The sequence below is a fragment of the Amycolatopsis sp. NPDC024027 genome (assembly GCF_040638975.1).
In the GTDB taxonomy this organism is placed as follows: domain Bacteria; phylum Actinomycetota; class Actinomycetes; order Mycobacteriales; family Pseudonocardiaceae; genus Amycolatopsis.
In genome coordinates this window covers 26,733-48,442 of record NZ_JBEZYY010000037.1, presented here as the reverse complement: position 1 = coordinate 48,442, position 21,710 = coordinate 26,733, and the positions used below count along the sequence as shown (strand labels likewise).

20 protein-coding genes and 1 pseudogene are annotated in these 21,710 nt (G+C 70.6%); 11 read left to right on the top strand and 10 right to left on the bottom strand.

Translation table 11 applies throughout. The annotated features are described in order from the left end of the window. Positions 1 to 14: 14 nt before the first annotated feature. Positions 15 to 1,049, bottom strand: a complete 1,035-nt coding sequence (locus AB0F52_RS47670) for a 3-oxoacyl-ACP synthase III family protein (protein ID WP_360185959.1) — start codon at positions 1,047 to 1,049, stop codon at positions 15 to 17. Between the two features lie 215 nt (positions 1,050 to 1,264). On the opposite strand from AB0F52_RS47670, the gene AB0F52_RS47665 reads away from it, so the two are divergent. Both AB0F52_RS47665 and AB0F52_RS47660 read left to right on the top strand, forming a co-directional pair. Continuing rightward, on the top strand, positions 1,265 to 3,181 hold the full coding sequence (locus tag AB0F52_RS47665) for an HAD-IIIC family phosphatase (RefSeq protein ID WP_360185956.1): 1,917 nt from the start codon (positions 1,265 to 1,267) through the stop codon (positions 3,179 to 3,181). Beyond that, a complete protein-coding gene (locus AB0F52_RS47660) occupies positions 3,178 to 3,408 on the top strand; it encodes an acyl carrier protein (protein ID WP_360185954.1) in 231 nt (76 codons plus the stop codon). The genes AB0F52_RS47665 and AB0F52_RS47660 overlap by 4 nt, the downstream gene beginning before the upstream one ends. Positions 3,409 to 3,421: 13 nt before the next feature. Here AB0F52_RS47660 and AB0F52_RS47655 read toward each other — a convergent pair whose 3' ends face one another. From AB0F52_RS47655 to AB0F52_RS47640, 4 genes are all read right to left on the bottom strand, one after another. Then, complete coding sequence (locus AB0F52_RS47655; RefSeq protein ID WP_360185951.1) at positions 3,422 to 6,499, bottom strand: hypothetical protein; 3,078 nt, start codon at positions 6,497 to 6,499, stop codon at positions 3,422 to 3,424. 106 nt (positions 6,500 to 6,605) lie between these two features. Further along, a complete protein-coding gene (locus tag AB0F52_RS47650) occupies positions 6,606 to 6,803 on the bottom strand; it encodes a ferredoxin (RefSeq protein ID WP_360185949.1) in 198 nt (65 codons plus the stop codon). Positions 6,804 to 6,828: 25 nt separating this feature from the next. After that, positions 6,829 to 8,073: a cytochrome P450 gene (locus tag AB0F52_RS47645; RefSeq protein ID WP_360185946.1), complete on the bottom strand. Its 1,245-nt coding sequence runs from the start codon at positions 8,071 to 8,073 to the stop codon at positions 6,829 to 6,831. Beyond that, complete coding sequence (locus tag AB0F52_RS47640; protein ID WP_360185944.1) at positions 8,070 to 9,104, bottom strand: methyltransferase; 1,035 nt, start codon at positions 9,102 to 9,104, stop codon at positions 8,070 to 8,072. Before AB0F52_RS47640 ends, AB0F52_RS47645 begins: the two co-directional genes overlap by 4 nt. Before the next feature lie 288 nt (positions 9,105 to 9,392). On the opposite strand from AB0F52_RS47640, the gene AB0F52_RS47635 reads away from it, so the two are divergent. Together AB0F52_RS47635 and AB0F52_RS47630 are read left to right on the top strand one after the other, a co-directional pair. Then, positions 9,393 to 9,875 carry a nuclear transport factor 2 family protein gene (locus AB0F52_RS47635; protein ID WP_360185942.1) on the top strand — a complete coding sequence of 161 codons (483 nt, stop codon included), beginning with the start codon at positions 9,393 to 9,395 and terminating at the stop codon, positions 9,873 to 9,875. 180 nt (positions 9,876 to 10,055) lie between these two features. Then, entirely contained in the window at positions 10,056 to 11,528 is a 1,473-nt protein-coding gene (locus AB0F52_RS47630) for an MFS transporter (protein WP_360185939.1), read from the top strand. Between the two features lie 169 nt (positions 11,529 to 11,697). Here AB0F52_RS47630 and AB0F52_RS47625 read toward each other — a convergent pair whose 3' ends face one another. The 3 genes from AB0F52_RS47625 to AB0F52_RS47615 form a co-directional block, all read right to left on the bottom strand. Then, positions 11,698 to 12,219 carry a helix-turn-helix domain-containing protein gene (locus AB0F52_RS47625; protein ID WP_360185936.1) on the bottom strand — a complete coding sequence of 174 codons (522 nt, stop codon included), beginning with the start codon at positions 12,217 to 12,219 and terminating at the stop codon, positions 11,698 to 11,700. Next, positions 12,216 to 12,425, bottom strand: coding sequence for a DUF5988 family protein (locus AB0F52_RS47620; RefSeq protein WP_360185933.1), 210 nt, complete (start codon positions 12,423 to 12,425; stop codon positions 12,216 to 12,218). Before AB0F52_RS47620 ends, AB0F52_RS47625 begins: the two co-directional genes overlap by 4 nt. Before the next feature lie 879 nt (positions 12,426 to 13,304). After that, on the bottom strand, positions 13,305 to 14,027 hold the full coding sequence (locus AB0F52_RS47615; RefSeq protein WP_360185931.1) for a hypothetical protein: 723 nt from the start codon (positions 14,025 to 14,027) through the stop codon (positions 13,305 to 13,307). Positions 14,028 to 14,139: 112 nt separating this feature from the next. Between AB0F52_RS47615 and AB0F52_RS47610 the strand changes: the two genes are divergently transcribed. Then, positions 14,140 to 14,574, top strand: coding sequence for a hypothetical protein (locus tag AB0F52_RS47610; RefSeq protein WP_360185928.1), 435 nt, complete (start codon positions 14,140 to 14,142; stop codon positions 14,572 to 14,574). 302 nt (positions 14,575 to 14,876) lie between these two features. Here the strand turns inward: AB0F52_RS47610 and AB0F52_RS47605 are convergent, their stop codons facing one another. Then, positions 14,877 to 15,785 (bottom strand): oxidoreductase, encoded by a 909-nt coding sequence (locus tag AB0F52_RS47605; protein ID WP_360185925.1) that lies wholly within the window; start codon positions 15,783 to 15,785, stop codon positions 14,877 to 14,879. Between the two features lie 176 nt (positions 15,786 to 15,961). On the opposite strand from AB0F52_RS47605, the gene AB0F52_RS47600 reads away from it, so the two are divergent. The 3 genes and pseudogenes from AB0F52_RS47600 (at position 15,962) to AB0F52_RS47590 (ending at position 17,361) form a co-directional block, all read left to right on the top strand. Continuing rightward, positions 15,962 to 16,168, top strand: coding sequence for a hypothetical protein (locus AB0F52_RS47600; protein ID WP_360185922.1), 207 nt, complete (start codon positions 15,962 to 15,964; stop codon positions 16,166 to 16,168). Positions 16,169 to 16,172: 4 nt separating this feature from the next. After that, positions 16,173 to 16,707 (top strand): annotated as a pseudogene (locus AB0F52_RS47595) (transcriptional regulator); the annotation flags it as partial. A 237-nt stretch (positions 16,708 to 16,944) separates the two neighbouring features. Next, positions 16,945 to 17,361: a hypothetical protein gene (locus AB0F52_RS47590; protein ID WP_360185919.1), complete on the top strand. Its 417-nt coding sequence runs from the start codon at positions 16,945 to 16,947 to the stop codon at positions 17,359 to 17,361. A 293-nt stretch (positions 17,362 to 17,654) separates the two neighbouring features. Here AB0F52_RS47590 and AB0F52_RS47585 read toward each other — a convergent pair whose 3' ends face one another. After that, positions 17,655 to 17,861: a DUF5988 family protein gene (locus AB0F52_RS47585; RefSeq protein ID WP_360185917.1), complete on the bottom strand. Its 207-nt coding sequence runs from the start codon at positions 17,859 to 17,861 to the stop codon at positions 17,655 to 17,657. A 382-nt stretch (positions 17,862 to 18,243) separates the two neighbouring features. Here AB0F52_RS47585 and fabG point away from each other — a divergent pair, with 382 nt between their 5' ends. From fabG to AB0F52_RS47570, 3 genes are read left to right on the top strand one after another with little or no spacing between them, the layout of a single operon-like run. Then, positions 18,244 to 18,996 carry a 3-oxoacyl-ACP reductase FabG gene (gene fabG, locus AB0F52_RS47580; protein WP_360185914.1) on the top strand — a complete coding sequence of 251 codons (753 nt, stop codon included), beginning with the start codon at positions 18,244 to 18,246 and terminating at the stop codon, positions 18,994 to 18,996. A 54-nt stretch (positions 18,997 to 19,050) separates the two neighbouring features. Further along, entirely contained in the window at positions 19,051 to 20,754 is a 1,704-nt protein-coding gene (locus AB0F52_RS47575; RefSeq protein ID WP_360185982.1) for an alpha/beta fold hydrolase, read from the top strand. Between the two features lie 41 nt (positions 20,755 to 20,795). Next, positions 20,796 to 21,710: an alpha/beta fold hydrolase gene (locus tag AB0F52_RS47570; RefSeq protein WP_360185911.1), complete on the top strand. Its 915-nt coding sequence runs from the start codon at positions 20,796 to 20,798 to the stop codon at positions 21,708 to 21,710.

Here is a 21,710-nt window from a genome sequence, read left to right as displayed (position 1 = left end):
GTGATGGCGAGCTGTCACGGCTGCTCCAGGACGAATCCGGCCCTGATCCACTTGCTGGACTCGACCGAGACGGCGACCACCCGGTCACCGCCGGCCAACGCCGGGAGGACCATCTGGAGCTGGGTGAACGGCAGGGCGTTCGCGGTGTTTCCGGTGTCGGCCACGCAGCTGACCTCCTCGGCCGCGGGGACGCCGAGCCGGCCGGTGATGGTTTCGGTCATCCGGCCGGAAAGCTGGGGCGGCAGGATGTAGTCGACGTCGGACGGTGTCCACTCCTGGCCCCGGAGCAGTTCGCCGAGGATTTCCGCCGCGATGACCGGGACCGCTTCCTGGATGGCCTTGAAGTCCTCCCAGACCGCCGGCCGGGAGGTGTCGGGGTCACCTGGCCCGAACCACTCCACCGTCTGGCCGGTGGGCCGGCCGAGACCGGTCAGCCGGACCAGGACGTGGTGCAGCATGGGGGAGGCGGGGAAGTCGGTTCCGGTGCCCAGCACGACCGCGCCCGCGCCATCGCCGAACAACACCGCGTTCACCATCTCGGCGGGTGGCAGCCGGCCGTAATCCAGCCCCAGGTCGACGTGCTTCGCGCAGACGTCCCCGCCGAGCACGAGCGCCGTGCGGCCCGCCCCGGCGAGGAGTGCTTGGTGCGCGAGGTCGAGCGCTTGCACCGCACCGGTGCAGCCGGACTGCAGCTGGTGGACGGGAATCGGGCCGGTGTTCAGCCTGGCGGCGATTTCGCCGGCGGTGGTCGGAAGCAGTCTGTCCGGCATGGATGTCGCCATGACGATCAGATCGATGTCCGATGCGCCGACCCCGGCGGCGGCCATCGCCTGATCAGCAGCCCGCACACCCAGATCGGCGAGGGAGCAGCGCACCTGCCCCGTTCCGAGGTCGATGGCCAGGTACCGGCTGCGCGTGCCGACGAACGCGTCGATCCACTGCTGGAACACCGGAGTCATGCCGAGTGCCCTGGCGAGCTCGGCGTTGCCGACCGGCTCGCCCGGCAGGGCCGTGCCCGTCGACACCAGGCGAATGTCCCGCGTCCCCACCGTGGCAACTCCTCGTTCTCGCGACACCGCCGCCCGGCCGGGCGGCGGTGGCACCACGTTGGGCCGCCCGCCCAAAGCGCTGCTAAAGGACGATCCCGGTTCCGGACGATCCCGGAGGACCGCGGAATTCCCGGCCGTGGCCGCCGAAATTGTTAGCGCCCCTTTAGGGCGACGGCTGAACATTCGGTGCACGGTCACCTCAGGTGAGGAGCGAGATGGACAGTCCCCGGGCTCGGCCGCCGCGGAGCGATTCGTCACCGGCCGACGAGCCGGACCATTTGCAGGAACTGCACCGGTCCGGGCGGCTTTCGGCCGAATATCCCCTGGTGCGGCACTTGCTGGCCGAGGTGTCCGGTCCGGAGCTCACGCGAGCGGGCCGGCTGTTGTCACTTTTGGAACCCGACGAGGTGCTGCGCGAACACCCGGGGACGCCGACGACGAAAGTGGCGATCACCGGGCACGGCACCCTGTCGGCGCTCCGCCCGGCGCTGACCGCGGAACTGGCGCGCCACGGGCTGTTGATGCGCCCGTTCCTCGGCGACTTCGACAGCTACGTCTTCGACCTCGGCGACCTGAGCAGTGAGCTCTATGCGAGCGACCCCGATCTGGTGCTGTGCGTCCTGGATCCCATGGTCGTGTTCGACGAGGTGCCGGCGCCGTGGCGGCCGGCGGACCTCGGCCGTGTCCTGGACGAGAAGATCCGGCTCGTCGAGCAGCTGGCGGCCAGGTTCGCGAGCAGGGGACGGGGCACGCTCGTGCTGAACACGATGCCACTGCTCCGCCGCTTCACCGCCCAGCTGATCGATCACCGCGCCCGCGCCCGGCTGGGCGTGCTCTGGCGGGAGGCCAATGCCCGGCTGCTGTGCCTGCCCGGCGAGCATCCGTCGGTCTGCACGGTGGACCTCGATCCCTTGCTGGCCGAGGGGATCGCCGCCAGCGACGCCCGGATGTCCTTGTACGCCAAGGCTCACCTGTCCGCCGGCGTGCTGGCCGCCTACGCGCGCGAGGTCGGGCACCTGGCCCGGCAGATCGCGGGCATGACCAAGAAAGTGCTGGCGCTGGACCTGGACGGCACGCTGTGGGGCGGTGTGCTGGGTGAGGACGGCGTGACGGGCATCGAGGTCGCCGGCAGCTACCGGGGTGAGGCGTTCACCGCCTTCCAGCGAGTGGTCAAGCAGATCGGGGCGCAGGGCGTGCTGTTGGCCGCCGTCAGCAAGAACGATCCGGAACCGGTCCGGGAGGCACTGCGGGATCATCCGCAGCTGCAGCTGCGCGAGGAAGACTTCGTCCAGGTGGTCGCGAACTGGCGGCCCAAGCACCAGAATCTCGCCGACCTCGCCGCCACGCTGGGCCTGGGCGTCGACAGTCTCGTGTTCGCCGACGACAGCCCGTACGAATGCGGACTGGTGCGGCACGAACTCCCGGCCGTGGCGGTGGTCGCTCTGGACGACGAGCCGTCCCGGCACATCACCCGGCTCCTCGACGACGGCTGGTTCGACGTGCGTGAACTGACGGACGAGGACCGGGTGCGGCCGGTCCGGTACCGCGAGGAGGTGGTCCGCCAGAGCTTCCTCGACACCTTCGACTCGCTCGAGGACTACCTGCGCGAGCTGGCGGTCCGGGTCCGGCTCGCGCCGGCCACCGCGGCCGAGGTGGCCCGGGTCGCGCAGCTCACCCTTCGGACGAACCAATTCAACCTGACGACCGAGCGCCTGCAGGTGTCCGATGTGGACGGTCGGCGTCAGGAACCCGGCTCGCTGGTCCTGGCGATCCACGCGGCGGACCGCTTCGGCGAGAACGGCTTGGTCGGTGCGGTGTTCCTGCGCCGGGACGGGGTTGTCGCGCACATCGACAACTTCCTGCTGAGCTGTCGGGTGTTCTCGCGCGGCATCGAGCAGGCCTGCCTGGCTTCGGTGCTGCGGTGGGCGCGCGACACCGGTGCGCGCGCGGCGGTGGGCCGGTACCGGGCGACCGCGCGGAACGGCGTGGTGAAGGACTTCTACCGCCGCAACGGCTTCCGCAGCGTGGCCGACGACGGCACGACGGTCACCTTCCACCACGACCTCGAACGGATCGCCGGACCGCCGGAGCACGTCACTCTCACGACCGACCTCGCAGGAGCCACACCGTGAACACGCTCGACGACTTCCTCGCCCTTGTCGAAACCGAGCTGGGCCTGTCGGTCTCGCCGGAGGGCGCTACCCGCAGCTTCGACGAACTTCCGGGCTGGGATTCGGTGCACCTCCTGTCGTTGGTCGGCGCGGTCGAGCGCACGACCGGCCGCAGCATCTCGCTGTCCCGGGTGCTCGAGGCGGCGAACCTCGAGGAGATCTACACCCTGGCCGTACCCCGCGTGTGAGGTGCGTTCCCGGTCAGGCCAGATCGGCCCAGCCCCACGGTCCGGCCGGCCGGCCGGCCGGATCCCGGCCGAACCGGGACTCCGTTCCCGTGACCCGCTGGAAGAGGTCGAACCGTCCTTCGGCGGGCAGCCGATCGACCAGCACGGTGAGCTGCTGGCGGGCGCCCGATTCCCGCAGCCGGTCGAGGAGCCCGGTGACGGCGGATGCGCTGTCGAGGGGAACGCCGGTGGCGGCGCGGTCGGCGAGCGTGGTGAGCTGGTCGCGTGCGTCCAGCTCCCGCAGCCGGCCCAGCAGCCGGGCGACGGGCGCCGGGTCGTCGACGGACACCTGGGTGGCGGGATCGCGTCGCAGCAGGGTGGCGATGTGGTGCGGGGTACCGCATTCCCGCAGCCCGTCCAGCAGCCGGGCGACGAGCGCCGGGTCGCCGAGAGGAGCGTGGGCGGCGGCGCGCTCGGCGAGCGTGGTGAGCTGGTCCTGTGCGCCGATCTCCCGCAGCCCGTCCAGCAGCCAGGTCACGGCCGCCGGCCTGGCGACGGAGACCTGGGCGGCGGGATCTCGCCGCAGCAGCGTGGCGACCTCGCCCAGTGCGCCCACCCCGCGCAGTCCCTCCAGCAGCTGGGCGACCGCGGCCGGGTGGTCGAGGGGAGCGTGGGCGGCGGCCCGGCCGGCCAGATCCGTGAGCTGCCGCTGCGCGCCGACGTCCCACAGCCCGCCGAGCAGGCCGGCGACGAGCGCCGGGTCATCGAGGAAAGTGTGGGCGGCGGGATCGCGTCGCAGCAGCGCCGTGACGTGTTCCCGTGCGTCGATTTCCCGCAGCCTGTCCAGCAGTGCGGTGACGAGTGCGGGGTCACCGAGAGGGGCGTCGCGGGCCGCGCGGCCCGCGAGTCCGGTGATGTGCCGCTCCGCGCCGATGTCCTGCAACGCGTCGAACAGACCGGTCACGAGCGCAGGGTCGTCGAGGGGTGCGTCGCCGGCCACGCGGCCGGCCAGTACGTCGAGCTCTTCTCGGGCGTCCAGTTCGCGCAGCACGTCGAGCAGGCCGGCCACGGCGAACGCGTCGTCGAGGGGTGCGTGGGCGGCCGCGCGGTGCGCCAGTGTGCCCACCGCCTGGTCCACACCCGTTTCCCGCAGCTGGACCAGGAGCCGGGCCACGCGCGCCGGGTCATCGAGGGAAATGTGGCCGGCCGCGCGGTGCGCCAGTGCGGTGACCGGTCCCCGCGCCCCGGTTCCCGGCAGTTCCGCCAGCAACGCCGCCACGGCGGCGGGGTCGTCGAGGGGCACCTGGCCGGCGGCGCGGCCGGCCAGCGCGTCGAGCTGTTCCCGGGCGCCCACCGCCCGCAGACTGCGGAACAGCTCGGCCAGGGCAGCCGGGTCGCCGAGGGCGACGTCCGCCGCGGCACGGCCGGCGAGCACCCCGGCTTGCTGTCGCGCCCCGATTTGCTCCAGCCGCACCAGCAGCCCGGACACCGCGGACGGGTCGGCGAGCGAAACGTGCGTGGCGGGATCGCGCCGCAGCAGCGGGGCGATCCATGCACGCTCGTCCGTCTCGCGCAGGCGGTCCAGCAGCGTGGTCAAGGTCGCCGGGTCGTCCAGCGCGGTGTGGGCGGCGGCCCAGCTCAGCGGCCGGTCGTCGGCGCGGAGGGGGCCGGAAGCCTCGGCGAGGTGGTGAACGGCGCGGCCGTCACCGTGGCCGGCGGCGTTCTTGTACAGCTGCGCGGCGGTCCGGAACAGGCCACGCACCTGGGCGGCGTGGCCCAGCGCGGCCTGGTCGGCGGGGGAGGCGTGCCGGGCCGCCGCGGCCCAGAACCCGGTCGGCGGGTACTGGCTCCTCCGGTCGTGTTCGCCGTGGTCGGCGAGCTGGTCCGCGAGCCGGTAGGCCGAGCCGGCGTCCCGGCTGAGGAGTGGTTCGCGGCCGTCCCGGCCCGCCACCGCCGGGTCGGCCAGTGCCCGGTCCGGCCAGTCCTCGCCGAGGCCGTCCCGTTCGGCCCCGGTGAGGTAGGCCGGTGCGGCGGCTTCGACAAAGGCGGACGGCAAGGCCGCGCCGTGCCCCAGCCGGCGGGCGTCCATCGCTGCGTGGATCAGCGACTTCGCGCCGGGTGAGGCACCGCGATAGGCGGCCAGCAGCTCCGGTACGCCGGCCAGGTACTGGCACACCTCGCCGGTCCCGGCCTCGGCCGCCCGGCGGAGCCGGACATCGGCGGCGGCCGCTCGTTCCAGGTCGTGGAGCTCGTCCGCGGTGAACGCGGAAGGCACCCGGATGCCCGTTCCGGTCAGCAATTCCCGGGTCCGGGCGTGCGCAGTGCCGTCCCGGGTCAGTGCCTCCCACTCCGCGGGCCCGAGGGTGCCCAGCACCAGCACGGGCGCTCGGTGCGGGCCGGTGAGCAGCGCACGCAGCGCGGCCGCGGCCAGTGCACCGGTACCGTCCGAAGTGGACAGATAAGTCCGGATCCGGTCCAGCCACACGACGGTCCGCGGTGCTAGCCGCGCCAGCTCGTCCGGTACGGCTTCGGGCCGGGACGGTCGCCACAGCCGCCAATCCGGCGGTAGCCGGTGGACGGCCTCCCAGCAGGCCCGGGTCCGGCCGGTCGCCGACCGGCCGACGAGCACCGCCATCGCGCTGCGGCCCGCGGCGGCCTTGGCGACCACCCGGGCCAGTTCCTCGTCGTGCCGGCGTGGGATGTAGGGCGGCAGCACCGGCGGATCCGCCGGATTCGCGCCGGCCGGGGACACCGCGATCGGGCGGCGCACGCCCAGCGCGAACGGATCGGTCAGTCCGGCGGGCAGCGGACCGTCCACGGCGGCCCGGTCGTCGCGCAGCCACTGTTCCCACTGCCACGCGGCCGGCGGCTCCTCGCCGGCCCAGCCGGCCAGCGCCTGGCCTGCTGTGTGCAGCGGACCGGCGTCGGGCGGAAGCGACGTGCCGGTGGCCCACGAATCCACCGTCCGGTACGGCAGGCCTGTTGCTTCGGCGAGCCGCGACAACGTCGGCTCCGCACCCGCGGTCGCGGCTCGGTCCCACAGGCGGGCGAGTTCGCCGAGCACCGGTGACGCCGAATGCGGCCCTGCGGCCGGACGAAACACGTTGCGCACCCTTTCGCTCCCTCCCCGCGCCACCGACCGGATCGGGCCGGCCGCCGGGTGGAAACCTAACTCAGCCGGACGGTTCCGTTTCCGGCGGCCGGGGAGGAAAGGGAAATCAGTCTTCGGTGACGGTGATCGCCACCACCGGGCACACCAGGGCGGCGCTGCGGGTGTCCTCCTGCTGCTCCGCCGCGGGGCGGTCCGTCCGGAGCCAGACCACGCCGCTGTCTTCGTGCTGATCGAAGACAGCGGGGGCGGTCATCGCGCACTGCCCGGAGCTGACACATTTGTTCTCGTCGACGCTCACGCGCATGAGAATCCTCCTTCTCGCGATTCTGTTACCAGGTCAGGGGCAGCTCGTACACGCCGTACACGAACCCTTCGTGCTTGAACTCCAGCTCGCCGGGATCGACGGCCAGCGACAGCGTCGGGATCCGGCGGAACAGCGTGCCGTAGACCGCTTGGAGCTCGACCCGCACGAGCGGGTGGCCGAGGCACTGGTGTACGCCGAACCCGAACGCCATGTGGCGCCGCGCCTCACGACGTCGCAGGTCGAGCACGTGCGGGTCGGGAAAGACTCGCTCGTCCCGGTCACCGATCTCGGTGGGAATGACCAGCGCTTCACCCGCGCGGACCACCTGCCCGCCGATCTTGATGTCCTCCAGGGCCACCCGGCGGCGGCCGCCGTGCACGATGGACAGGTACCGCAGCAGCTCCTCGACGGCTCCGGCGGCTACCGCGGGATCGTCGGTGTCCCGCAGGACGGCGAACTGGTCGGGGTGCGTCAGCAGGGCGAACGTGCCGAGCGCGATCATGTTAGCGGTGGTCTCATGGCCTCCCACCAGCAGCAGCAGGGCCATCATCGCGAGGTCGGGGCGCGTCATCCGCCCGGTCTTGAGCTGCTCGGTGGCCAGCCGGGACAGCAGGTCGTCGGCGGGGTCGTCGAGCTTGCGGCCGATCAGCCGGTCCAGGTAACCGGCCAGCTCCAGCTGCGCCGCCAGCGCGGTCTCCGTCGCGCTCTCGCGGTGGATGAGGATGCGGCTGGTGCGCTGGAAGAAGTCGTGGTCCTCGTAGGGCACCCCGAGCACCTGGCAGATGACCAGCGACGGAAGGGGCAGGGCGAACGCCGACACCAGGTCCGTCGGCTTGGGACCGGCGAGCAGGTCGTCGATCAGGTCGTCGACGATCCGCTGCACGGCCGGGCGGAGTTCCTCGATCCGCCGGAACGCGAACGAAGGCGCGATCATCCGGCGCTGGCGGACGTGTTCGGGATCGTCCATGGTGATGAAGGTGCGCAAGTCGGCCGCGCGGTCCCGGAGGCTTTCGCTGACGTGCGGGTACCCGGGGTGCAGCGTGTCCGCACTCACCCGGTCGTCGGCCAGCACGGCCTGCTGGTCGGCGTGCCTGGTCACCAGCCACGGCGTGGTGCCGTCCCACAACCGGACCCGGACCAAGGGCGCTTCGGCCTGCAGTGAGGTCAGTTCCGGCGGTGGGTCCAGCGGGCAGCCCGCCGCCCGGGGCATCGGGAAGGCGGGTACGTCGTCGGGCCCCTGCGCCGGGCCGGTGGTCAGCGAGCGTGTCATCGTGTCTCCTTGTAGCCCGTTACCAGGGTCTCCGCGTCCGTGAGGGCCCGCACGGACGTGCGCGTGAAGCGGGCGGCGGTCAGGTACTCCTGGCAGTCCGACGGCCGGTAGTCGCTTCCGCCGCCGTCGCTGATCACGTAGAGGTGCAGACTCTCGACCAGCCTCGCCATATCGGCCCGCTGTTCGTCGACCATGCGGTCGACCACCAGCACCGCCCCGCCCGGGTTCAGCGTCTCGTACGCCTTGGCTACCAGCGCGTAGCGCGTTTGCGGGGCGAAGTTGTGCAGGATGTGGCCGAAGACGTAGACGTCGGCCGGCGGGAAGTCGTCGGCGAAGAAGTCACCGGGGTGGAACTCGACCCGCTCGGTCAACCCGGCGGCGGCGATCTTCTCGGCCGCGAACCGGCCGATCGGGGGCAGGTCGAACACCCCGCCGCGCAGGTGCGGGTGGGCCGAGACGAGATCGATCACGTGCTGCCCGGTGGAGCCACCGAGATCCACGACCGAACGGTGCTCGCTCCAGTCGAACTCCGCGGCGAGCGCCGGGCCCAGGAAACCGTTGAGGTGCACCATCATGTCCAGCATGGTGCGGGCCCGATCGGGATCCTCGAGGAGTTCGCTGAAGTTCTCCCGTGCGTTCCCGTCGACGGTCCCTTCCCCTTGCGGCCTGGTGAGCAGCTCGGTCAGGTTTCCCCAGGTCGGGTACAGCGTCTTGTTGTAGTACCCGAGCATGCTGCCGAGGTACTCCGCGCTGCCGGGAACCAGGAAACGTGCGGCGTCTGGGCTGTTGGCGTACTTGCCGTCCGCGGTCTCCAGCACTCCCAGTGCCACCAGGACGCTGAGGAAGTCCGGTGCGGCGTGGTCGCGGATGCCGAGCTTCGCGCTGATCTCGCCGGCGTCCGACGGGCCCGCTTGGAGCAGGCCGAACAGGCCGAGTTCGTCCGCGGTCAGCAGGCATTTCGCCTCGGCGAACCGCCGGGCGACGGCAACGATCGCGGACGAGTCACCGGTCCCTCGGGCGGGTTGCGCCATCCGGAAACCTCCCTTTCAGATGATGGTCCCGCCGTTCTCCCCAGTTGTCGGACGGCGGCTTTTTGCAGCCTCGCCGAGGGGGCTAAGGTCCCGCTTAATCGGCCTGGACGGGTTGTCCCGCCCACGCCCGCGCGCTCTCGGCCGCGGTGCCGGCTCCGCCGCGCCGGCCGTGCGGTTTTAGTGCCGCTCAAGCCCGGCGGCCACCATGAAGTCAGTCCCTGCCGGTTCGGCTCGAACCGTCAGCGGCGCCATACCTCGACGAGCACCATGGACCTCGCAGGAGGAAAGATGCCCACGGACCTGCCGCCTCTGGGTGAGCCCGGGAAAGTACTGGAAAAACTCCGCACCTGCGCGATCGCGCAGGACGTGGAGGGGACCGCGAAGCTGTACGCCGACGACGTGGTGCACGATTTCCCCTTCGCGATGCCGGGCGTGCCCCCGCACCTCGTCGGCCGGGACGCCGTCATGGAGTTCACCACCTCCAACTGGAACGGTCCCATCAAGTACGAGCGCTACGTGACGATCGCCGCCTACCTGACCGATGACCCGAACACCATCATCGTGCACCAGGACGTCTACGGGAGCAGTTCCACCACCGGCGAACTCTGCCTTCCCGGTCTCATCGTCTTCACCACGGAAAACGGTCAGATCAAGCGCTTCACCGAATTCGTCGACGCGCTCGCGGTTTACAAGGCGATGGGGCAGATCAAGCCTTCGGACGTGCACCAGGAGCAGGAGGAGCGCATCCGCAGCTTGACCGGCCTCAGCTGACGGGGTCGCCGTTCCGCCGACCGAAGGCCGGCCCCGTGAGAAGTCCCGTTCCCGGGGCCGGCCCCGTTCGCAGTACGCGGACGCCGGGCGCCTGCGCGATCGACCAGCTTGACGACCGGTCGGTAAGCGTCCTACAGTCCAGTCACCTACCGACCGTTCAATAGGCAAGGGGAAAGCCGGATGACCGACTCCCAGCAGGCGCAGAGCGCGCCGTCGCGGGCGGCGGAGGAGCCATTCGTGTGGACAGGCCGCCACACGTTGATACTCGTCGTGATCTGTGCGGCCTCGATTTTGGACACGATCGACATTTCGGCCCTCAACGTGGCCCTGCCCACGATCAAGGCGGAGCTCGGGTTCACCGAAGCGAGCTTGAGCTGGGTCGTGAACGGCTACCTCGTCACGTTCGGCGGTTTCCTGCTGCTGTGCGGGCGAGCCGGCGACGTCTTCGGCCATCGTCGTGTGCTGCTGGCGGGCCTCGCGGTGTTCGGCGTGGCCTCGGCGGTCGCCGGCGTCACGGGCGACGCGAACACGCTCATCGCGATGCGGGCCTTGCAGGGGATCGGGGCCGCGATGATCACCCCGATGACGCTGGCGCTGGTGGCCAGGAGTTTCCCGGAAGGCCCGCGGGCCAAGGCGATCGCGGTCTGGGGCATGGCCAACGCGCTCAGCGGTTTTCTCGCCTTGGTGCTCGGCGGCCTGCTGACCGTCGGTCCCGGCTGGCGCTGGATCTTCTTCATCAACGTGCCACTGAGCCTGTTGATCATCGTCGGCACGCTGATCTGGCTCGACCGCGACCGGTCGACCGAGCGCCGGAAACGGCTCGACGTCGTCGGCGCCGTCGTGGTCACGCTGGGAATGTCGCTGCTCACCATCGGCATCGTGCAGGCCGGGCAGGTGGGCTGGGGCTCGCGGGCCACGATCGTGCCGCTGGTCCTCGGTGTCGTGTTCGTCGCGTACTTCGTCCTCCACGAAGGACGGCTGGCGAAGGACCCGATGCTGCCCTTCTCGTTGCTCAGGATCCCCACCGTCGCCGGGGCGAACCTCACCCAGGCGCTGGTCGGTGCCGGCATGTTCGTGCTGACTTACGTCGCCACCCTGTACCAGCAGGACGTGTTGCACTACAACGCGTTGCAGACCGGCCTGGGCTACATCCCGCAGACCGTGGTCCTGCTGGCCGCGGCCCAGCAGACGCCGAAGCTCGTCGCCAAGCTGGGTGTGCGCGTCACCGTCATGATCGGGTCGGTCCTGGTGATGGTCGGCCTCGGCTCGTTCGCCTTCGCCGGCCCGGACGGCAGCTACCTCGTGAACATCCTCGGGCCGTACATCGCCATCGGTGTCGGAATGGCGCTGACGTTCCTCCCGCTGTCGCTGGCGGCGGGGATGGGCGTGCCCGACGAACGCCAGGGAGTGGCCTCGAGCCTGATCAACGTCTCACGCGTCAGCGGCGGGGCGCTGGGCTTGTCCGTCGTCGCGGCGGTCGCGACGAGCTACACCGCCAACCGGCTCGACGCCGGAACACCCGAGGTCACCGCGCTCACGGACGGATTCAGCCTCGGGTTCATCGTCGCCGCCGGCCTGTTGCTGGTGTCGGTGTTCACCGCGATGCTCCTCCCCCGCAAGCCGGTGGACGTTCCCGCCGAGGCGGCGAAGTGACCCCGGCCCGGCGGCGACCGGGACCAAGGCCGGTCCGCTGACCGGCCGGCGCACCTGCGGCCGATCCGGTGTGGCTACAACCCCCCAGCCACCGGATCGGCCGCGACCCCCAAGGCTGACAGGCCTGGAACCCGGTTCCAGGCCTGTCAGCCGGTTCGGCGTGGGTGTGTCACTCGCGGGGCGTGGATCGCAGGCCGTCGAGGATGATCTCCGCGATTTTCGGCGCATCGGAGCGGCCACGCACCAGCATTTCCACGGCGGCATGGACTTCGGTCACGCCGACGTCCGCCCGCATCGAACGCTCGGCCTGCGCCCCCGACACCATCGACGCCAACGCCGCCGACAGTGCCGACTCCTCGTGCGGCTGGGGTTCCAGCTGGGCAAGAACGGCGCCCGCGTGGCAGGCGGTGAGCGTCCGGACGAACCGGCACAGGGCAGCCCAGACGGTCGGTTCCTCGGCCAGCGCGGACACGGCCGCAGCACGCACCCGATCCATCTCGACGGCGACAACGGCGTCGAGCAGAGCCTGCCGCCCCGGGAAGTGCCGGTAGAGCGTGCCGATGCCCACCCCGGCCCGACCGGCCAGCTCATCCATCGGCAGATCGGTGCCGGAGCGGGCGAAAGCCTCAGCCGCGGCGGTCAGGATCCGGGCCCGGTTGCGCCGGGCGTCGCTGCGGATCCGCGCGGTCACTCGGCGATTTCGGTGTGCGCCACCCAATGGAACACGAGCACGTCCCCGCCGCCCTGGATCGTGCGCTCTTCGTCATAGACGAAGTGCTCGTAGCCGGAGCCGAACTGGACCTTGATGGTGTCCGCCGTGGTCGTCACCCATCGCACGCGCAACCGCGGGGGAAGCCCCTGCGATCCACCGAGCAGCGTTGCTTCCCTCACCGACATCGCGGGCCCCTTTCGTCCGACGCGGTCACGAAACCATCGTGAGCCGAGCCGCTAACGGAAGCCTTGCCCCGGCCTAAAGGTGAAGCTGTCGACGGATGACCGCGGCTTTCCGCGTGACCAGCCACGGAGCCGACGCGTCGACGTCAGCCGGCCTGGTCAGCGGCATGGGGAGTCATGTCGCACGTACCGCCCCGGTTCCCGTCACCAGTGCCCCCGACAGGCGGGAGCAGGTGATCGCGAGCCCGTAGGTCAGGAGCCGGCGATGGCAAACAGGCCGGCGATACCCAGGGCGTAGAGGGCTACGACGGTCCAGGAGCCGGGGCCGAGGAACGCCGCGCGTCCACGCAAAAGCGCCTCCGCAGCGGTGAGCTGCGAAAACCCGCTGTCTGTCGGGCTGACAGGATCCGAACCTGCGACCCCTTGACCCCCAGGACTTGACGGCATGCGTGACCTGCGAAAACGGTAACACCAGTCGTCAGTCGAAGTGTGCTCGACTTGCAGATTTTGCGGCCGTTGCTGTAGCGATGGTCCACAGGTGGTCCACGCGCCGCAGCTGTACGGCCGATGTCGGTGTGTTAATGAGCGGGCTCTAAACCTGCACGATCCGCTCGGCCGAGCCCTCAACCGCCGCTGGCTCGGACTGTCCTGTTCCTCGTTGCCCGCCTCCGGTTACGCATCGCCGGCTGCACCAGTTGAGGAACCGACCGAGTCGCCACGGCAGTGGGTCGGTCGTAAAGTGTCGCCTGGTGCAGACCAGAAAGGCAACGTAACGGGCCCCGGCGAGCCCGGACACGGTAATGGCCGTAAACCCGAACGCGAGAGCGCCGGTGATCCCGATCCCGATCCCGCTCCTGACCGCGAACTCGAGCACGAGCCCGGTCACGAGACCGGCAAAGAGCCCGAACCCGAGCCCCCACGCGAGATCGAACTGACGATCTCGCGTGGGTCCATTGGCGTTGCCGCGTCGTTTTCCCTGGCCCCGACAGCGATCGCGGCCGCGATCCCTGCCATGAGCCCGTTCGCGAGCGCGAGCCCGATCTCGCGCTCGTTCACGAGCCCGACCGCGACCCCGAGGCCGGGCCCGAGTACGAGCCCAAGCCCCAGCGGTCGGGCGAGTTGGCGGCGCCCCCTTCGAGTGCGAAGCATATTGGCAGTGAAATGTGTTGGTGAGGGCCAGAGATCTGACCATGACAGATAGGCAACCAACGCAACCGCGAGCGCCGGGCCACTAGCGCCAAACAGTTGGCGGCCGCTGAAGCCGATTCCGAAGTGTGCCAGCAGGACTGGGGCGGCGATGAGCCAGATCAAGGCTAAGGCCGCCAGTACCGTGATGCGGACGCGGTTGACCCCGGCGAGTGGCCACAGCTGGTGCAGGACGAGATCGGTGCCGGACAGCGGCACGCCGCCCAGGGTGCGGCCAGTCTTGGCGTTGTGGTCGAGGTAGCGGGCAAGCACTCGGAGCCGCTGGTGGACTTGCTGCTTGGAGTAGCGCTGCTCCGGGTGTTCGGCCGCGGCCATGTGGGCGGCAATGGCGGCGGGGACGAAATGTTCCAGCAAATGGTCGCGTACCGCCTCGGGGCCGGTTGCGCCGAGTTTGGTCAATGCGACAGGTTCGCGCAGGCAGGTCCCGGTTTCCCGTTCGCGCTGCTCGTAGACGATGGTGGCCAGGGTCAGTCGCCACGGTGTGGACAGGCCGACGGCAAGTGTCGCCAGGGTGGTTAATGATGGCGTTCAGGACCGGTTGCCAGCGGGTCACGTCGTCCACGCGGGCTCGAATGAACTGTTCGGCCTTGGTCGAGTCGACCGGGCGAATCTCGACGCGCGCCGCGTCGTGTGTCCAAACCTGGACGTCCCCCAACGCCTGGTACTGCCAGCTGCGGCAGGTCAGTATCAGTGGCGCTGCCTCGCGCCCGCGCTGGTAGACGTTGAGGGCCTGGACGGCGCGGGCGGCGCGCGAGGTGTAGCCGGGAGTTTCGTCGGCGTCCATCTCGTCCAGCCCGTCGACGACTGGCAGAATCAGGCCGGCGTCGACCAGCACTTCGGCCGACGGGCGCGGCAGGACATAGGCTTGGCGGCGGCGCTGGTGTCGGCTCGGCAGTCGGTACGCGCGCTGCGGTCCACACCCATGGGTGTTGCGTTTCCGTGCTGACGGACGACTGTGTCGATGTTATGCACCAAGTTAGCCTGAGCAGTCGGTAGGGGTCGGTGGCGAAGTCTGCTGTGTCTCCGCGAAGCGACCGTGACTCGACTTGCCGCGGTCGAGGCAATAGCAGGGACCGTCCTAGTGCGGTCTGTTGCGCGGCTTTTGAATCCGTTGCCTCTGCCCATGCCTCAGCCTGAGACTGCGTCGCATAACCACAGGTCACCCCTACAATCGGGGCTGTGTCAGTGCAGGCCGCTGGTATTCAGGCTCCCAGCGGACATCGTGAGTGCCGTCCTTGGTTGTTCGGCTTAGTGCTGGTCTTGGTGGATTGCGTCCAGCCTGGCCAGGTCGTCCGGCGCGAGCTGCAGCGCTCCAGCGGCGATGTTATCGGCAAGGTGGTCGAGATTGCCGGTGCCTGGAATGACCAGTACGTGCGATCCACGCTGCAGTGCCCAGGCCAGGCGGATCTGCGCAGGGCTGGCCTGGTGCGTGCGGGCGATCGCGAGCACGTCATCGTGCTCCGTGCTGCTGGGGCCGGCCTCGCGTCCGGCTCCGGCGATGGCGAAGAACGGGACGAAGGCCACGCCCTGCTCGCCGCAGGCACGCAGGAACTCATCCTGCTGGGGGCGGTGGCCCAGGCCGTAGGAGTTCTGCACGCACACCACCGGCGCGATCGCCTGAGCCTGGGCCAGATGCTCCGGGCGCGCGTTGGACACGCCAAGATGGCGGATCAAGCCAGCGTCACGCAGCTGGGCCAGCGCGCCGAAGTGGTCAGCGATCGAGTCCAGTCCGGACAGGCGCAAGTTCACCAGGTCCAGGCAGTCGCGGCCGAGCTGGCGCAGGTTCTCCTCGACTTGGCCGCGCAGCTCGGCCGGGGTGGACTGGGGCAGCCACTCGCCGGACGGATCCCGGCGAGGTCCGACCTTGGTGGCGATGACCAGGTCGTCCGGGTACGGCGACAGTGCGGTGTTGATCAGTTCGTTGGCCGAACGCAGCGAGGAGAAGTAGAAGCCAGCGGTGTCGATGTGATTGACGCCCAGCTCGACCGCGCGGCGCAGCACCTTGATCGCCTGGTCACGGTCGCCCGGGATGGCCTCGGGCGCGAACGCCGGACCACGCTGGGGCAAGCGCATCGCGCCGAACCCAACCCGGTTGACCGTCAGATCCCCGAGGGTCCAGGTGCCTGCTGCCGCCGCATCGATCGTCTCAGAAGCCATGGCCGGAGTCTGCCACGCGATGATCGCGAAACCCCTCGACCCCGTGGTCATCGGTGGCACGGAGGGCGCGGCCTGCGTCCCTCAGTCCCGGCCGGCTGAGGTGCTCAGTCGCAGCCGATCATTACCGGGTATTCGCCATAACTTGCCCGTTCCATCGGCTCTCGACCTGGCAGACCATGCGCGCGGAGGAGCCCGACCTGTTCGCCCGGTCGTGTGCGCTGGAGGACGTGCTCAACGAGCGTCGCGCGGTCCTGGGTGAGGACCCCGTCGTCTACCTCACCCGCCTCGGCCGGCCGCTGCGCGAGGCCGTCGACCCAGGCACGCAACTGCTGCCCTTCGACGAGAGCGACGGCGGCTGTGACTCCGGCTGGTGCACGACCTGACCCTGCGGCCTCGGCCGACGATGCCATGTATAAACGGGCATGTGCGGCCATCTCGGTGCGGGTCCATCACCTGGCCGCGACCACGTTAAGCAAGATCGGTGAGGCTGACCTCGCCTGGATCGCCGCCGAACGCGTCATGCAGGCAGCGGACGACTCCGATGACCCCCTGGTCCTGGCTTCGGCCGCCCGGTCCGGCACGCACGCGCTCCTGGCTGTGGGCCGGTTTGATGACGCGCTGGAGCTGGGCGACGTCGCGGCGAAGTGGCTGTTGCCGAGGATGGCCGAAGGTGATCCGGCCGCGCTGAGCCTGTACGGGATGCTCTACCTCCGCACGGCTGTCGCGGCGGCGCGGCACCAGGACCGGACCACCGCCAACGACCTTCCTCGGGCACGCGAAAACCGCTGCTGACCAGCTGGGCGTGGACGCGAACTACTGGCAGACCGGGTTCGGGCCGGCCAATGTCGAGCTCCACCGGCTGTCGGCCGCTCTGGACCTCGGCGACGTCGGCCAAGTGATCGAAACCGCCCCGCGCCTCAACCCCATCGCCCTTCGTGTTCGAGCACGAGGGGCGCCGCGTCGTGAACGGCGGACAAGCGGCAGGCAGCAGCCGGCTCGGCTACGCGGCGATGATCCTGCAATCCGCCTATGCGTATGCAATCCCGTCGCCGGAGACTCTTGAATGGGTAGCGGCATCTTTTTTTGGGGGGGGGGGCGTCCGCTGCTCGAACTGGGGTCCGGTCGAGGGTATTGGGTAGCCCAGTTGGCTCGGTGCGGCTTGTCGATCGACGCACACGACGTCGAACCGCCAGATGCGGCACAGAACCCTTCGTTTCCGAGTGTGCGCGGACAACGTGGCGAGTGGCATAAAGTTGGGAGCCTGGAGGAGTTCGAGAAGCGCAAAGAGAATCAGGCGGATTCGGTCCTATTTCTCTGCTGGCCGCCAGCGTGGGGCAGTGACATGGCTTCTAAGGCTCTCATCAATTTTGAGGAATCCGGCGGCACTGACCTGATATTCATTGGTGAGCCGCAGGGTGGCAAAACCGGCGACGAGCGGTTTTTCGAACTGCTATCGCAGGGATGGAAAGTCCATCACCAGGAGCACGACCGGGCGGCCCCGGAGGTCGGCGGTGCCGACGACCGCGGCTCGGGCGCCTCCGTACCCGCGTGCACTTGGCGCAACCGTGCGCTGTAGGGCTTCGAATCGGTGAACCCCAACGGGTCGGTGGAGCGCAGCCGCGCCAGGTGTTCGGTGAAGGTTCCGGGATCGGCGAGCTGCGCGATCCGGTCCCCGGCGCTCAGCCGCCGGCCCGGGCACGCGCCGTGCAAGCGCTTCCACGTGGTGCGGTGCAGCGCGCACCGGCAGGCGGGGCACCCTTGCCACTCGCCGGCGGGTACCGCACCGAGGCGGTCCAGCACGGTGCCGGCCTCGCCCGGCCGTTCCGCGGTTCGTCCCGGGTGTGATTCCACGAGGGCCGTCCCGGGTGGTCATTCGGCCACGGTGGTGCGGCCGCACCACCGCATCACCGCCGCGGGGCCGCCGTCGACGACCTCGTAGTCACCGGTGAAGGAAAAGTGTTCGTGACCGCCGTAGCAGGGCAGTTTGACCTCGTCCGCCAGATCGTCGACGACGCGGCTGCGGTCGGCGGCGGCCACGTAGTCCGGGCCGCCGAAAAGGATCACGCGCTCGGTCATGGGACGTCCTCCTCGTCGGATCTGGCGGCCGCACTCCCGGATGCTGCCGCCGGACCCAGAGCGTCGCGCCCCGGCGGCGTCGGCGGCAAGCCCGTTGCCCTTGCTTCCCAAGGGGTTCCGGCCCGGCATCGAGCCCGGTGAAAGCGGTTACCGGGGGCCTCGGACCGGCGTGGCCGGAACGGACCGCTCCGAAGGATCTGTATCGCCCGGACCATTGCCCGGGCGCCCGCCCGTGGAAAACGATGGAGGCCATCCCGATCCCGCCGCCACGAGAAGCACCGGCCCGTGCGGGACGTCGAACCTTCCCCCGCAGGCAGGAGTTCCCGTGACCCACTCGATTTCTCCCCACTCCGATGGCGTTCTGGCGGGCAAGGTCGCTCTGGTGACCGGGGGTGCCCGGGGCATCGGCTCGGCGATCTGCCAGGCGCTCGCGGACGCGGGCACCACGGTGGCGATCGGGTACCACACCTCGGTCGAGCAAGCCGACGCCGCGGCCGAAAGGCTCGCCGGGCAGGGCGCCGCCTTTTCCCTCCACCGCGCGGATGTCTCCTCGGTCGAAGACTGCGAACGGCTGGTCGCCGACGTCACGGACCGGCACGGCGGCATCGACATCCTCGTCAACAACGCCGGCGCCACCCGGCCGGCCATGGTCCCCGACGTGCCGGACAAGGACTGGGACCAGGTGCTGGCGATCAACCTGTCGGGCCCGTTCTACCTCGCCAAGCGCGTGCTCCCGGCCATGATCGAGCGCGGGGCGGGCCGGATCGTGAACATGTCGTCGGTGGTCGGGCAGGCCGGCGCCGTGGGTCAAGCGCCGTATGCGGCGGCCAAGGCGGGCCTGATCGGCTTGACGATGTGCCTGGCCCAGGAAGCGGCCTTGCTGGCGGCGAAGGCGGGCACCGTCACGGAATCCGCGCCGGGGGTGACCGTCAACGCCTTGGCACCCGGGCTGATCGACACGTCGATGACGGCGAGCCTGACCGGCCGCAACCGGGAGCGGGTGCTCGCGAGCATCCCGGTGGGCCGGGTCGGCGGCACCGACGAGGTCGCCCGCGTCGTGGCGTTCCTGTGCCAGGACGCGTCGCGCTACATCACCGGCCAGGTCTGGGCCGTCAACGGCGGCCTGCGCATGTGAACGCCGTGACCGAACGGTTCCGCCCCCGACCGAAGGAGTTCCGGCGTGAGGCCGATGTCCCCCCTCTCCAGCCCGTCCGGCGCCGAACCCGGCCGCGGCGTCGCGGCGACCGTCCGGCAGGCGTGGATCGCGGCCCGGTGGCTCGGTGCCTCACTGGCGCCCGTGGCCCGCGGGGCGCTGAGCGACTGGCCCGGTACCGCAGGTGCGGTGGCCCGCACCGCGCGCGACACCGCCACCGCGGCGGTGGCCACGGCGCTCTTCGGAGCGGGGCACCCCGGCGCCACCCCGGTCGTCCCGGCCGACGGCGACCGCCGCTTCCGCGACGGTGCGTGGACCACCCGCCGGTACTTCCACCTGCTGCAACAGGCGTACCTGCTGTCTGACGGGCTGGCGCACGAAGTCGTCGACCGCGTTGGGCTGCCCGACAGCCCGCACCGCCGGGCGCACCTGGCCGTGCAGCTGCTCAGCGAAGCCCTTGCGCCCACCAACACCGTGCTGGGGAACCCGGAAGCCCTCCGCAGTGCGCTGCGGAGCCGGGGCCGAAGCCTCCTGAGAGGAGCCCGCAACGCGGCCGAGGACCTGCGGCACAACCACGGGCGGCCACGCCAGGTACCCGCGGCCGCCTTCGAGCTCGGCCGCGATCTGGCCGCCACCCCGGGACGGGTGGTGCTGCGCACACCGCTGCTGGAGCTCATCCAGTACGCCCCGCAGACCCCGGCCGTCCACACCGTCCCGCTGCTGATCAGCCCCCCGTGGGTCAACAAGTACTACGGCCTGGACCTGGCTCCCGGCCGCAGTCTCGTGGAGTGGGCGATCAAGCACGGCCACACCGTCTTCGTGATCAGCTACCGCAATCCCGACCGCGGCCTGCGGGACGTCACCCTGGCCGGCTACATGCACGACGGGCTGCTGGGCGCCTGCGAGGCCGCGCTCGACATCACCGGCTCCCCGCAGGTGAACCTGCTGGGTGCCTGCAACGGCGGCACCCTCGTGGTGATGCTGCAGGCGTGGCTGGCCGCGGGCCGCGACCGGCGCGTCCGCAGCACCACCCTGCTCAACACCTACATCGACTTCTCCGACATCGGGGTGTGGGACGCCCTGGCCGACGAGCACACCCTCGCCGCGGGCGAGCGCCTCATGACCGAACGCGGCTACCTCGAGGGCCACACCCTCGCGCTGCTGTTCGACCTCCTGCGCGGCAAGGACCTGTACTGGCACTACTTCGCCCGCAACTGGCTGATGGGCGAGAGCCCGCCGCCGTTCGACCTGCTGGCCTGGAACAACGACACCACCAACGTCACGGCCGCGGCCCACCACGACTACGTGCACGAGCTGGCGCTGAACAACAAGCTCGCCGCCGGCGTCTGGAACGTCGCGGGGCGGACGCTGAGCCTGGAGCGCGCCCGCCAGGACGCCTTCGTCGTCGCCGCGCGCAACGACCACATCGTGCCCTGGTCCTCCGCCTACCGCGGCGCGCGGCTCCTCGGCGGCGACGTCCGCTTCCACCTGACCTCCGGCGGGCACGTCGCCGGGGTCGTCAACCCGCCCCACCCCAAGGCGGCCCACTGGACGGGCGCCCCGCTGCCCGACGACCCCGCGCAGTGGCTGGAGGGCGCCCAGCTCCGGAAGGAGTCGTGGTGGCTGCCCTGGATCAGCTGGTTGTCCGAACGGGCGGGTGAGCGCGCCGCCCCGCCGCCGATGGGCAACGACCGCTACCCGGCCGGTGCCCCGGCGCCCGGAACCTACATCCACCTCTGAAAGAGCCCCTGTCCGAGAAGCCACCTCCGAAAGGCCGTCCCATGTCGAACGAAATCCGCCTGCCCGCCGGCGTCCACGAGCGGTGCGTCGACGTCGACGGCGTGGCCACCCACTACCTCGAAGCCGGTGGGGGAGGACCGCCCCTGCTGCTCCTGCACGGCAACACCGGGGACGCCTTCGACTGGATCGCGGTGCTGGGCCGGCTCGCGGCGAACCACCGCGTGGTCGCCCTCGACATGCCTGGCTACGGCAAGACACCGCCGCTGAAGGACTTCTCGCCGCAGGCGTTCGCCCGGTTCGCGCTCGCCTTCGCCACGGCGGTCGAGCTCGACCGGTTCGCCGTCGTGGGCCACTCGCTCGGCGGCATGATGGCCGTCCTGATGGCCTGGGAGGCACCCGAACGGCTGCGCAGCATGGTCCTGGTGTGCTCCGGCGGGCTCGGCCGGGCCACCAACCCCATCCAGATCCTGCTCGGGCGGCCCGGCGTCCGGCGCGTCGCCCTGGCCGCCGGGCTCCTGCCCGGCGGGGCCCTCGTCAGCACCGTCGCCGGCGCTCTCTACGCGGCGCGGCAGCCGTGGCGGATTCCCGCGCTCTGGTACCAGGAGCACATCCGGCGCAGCCGGATCCCGCAGTTCGCGGCCACGTCCCTGGCCGTCATCACCGACATCACGACGCTGCTGGGCCAGCGGTACGACTTCCGGCCGGAGCTGCGCCGGCTGCGGCTGCCCGTCTTGGCCGTCTGGGGGATCGGCGACCCGATCACCCCGGCCTGGCAGGCCCGGTCGGTGCAGCTCGTGCCCGGGGGCCGGTACCGGTTCCTGCCCGCCGGCCACTACCCCCACCTGGAGGACGCCGACCGCTTCCTCGACATCGTCGAACCCTTCCTCGCCGGAGGGCGAGACGAGCCCGCAGCCCGCGCTTCCGACGCACCGCCCCCGGCGGCCGAACCGAAATGA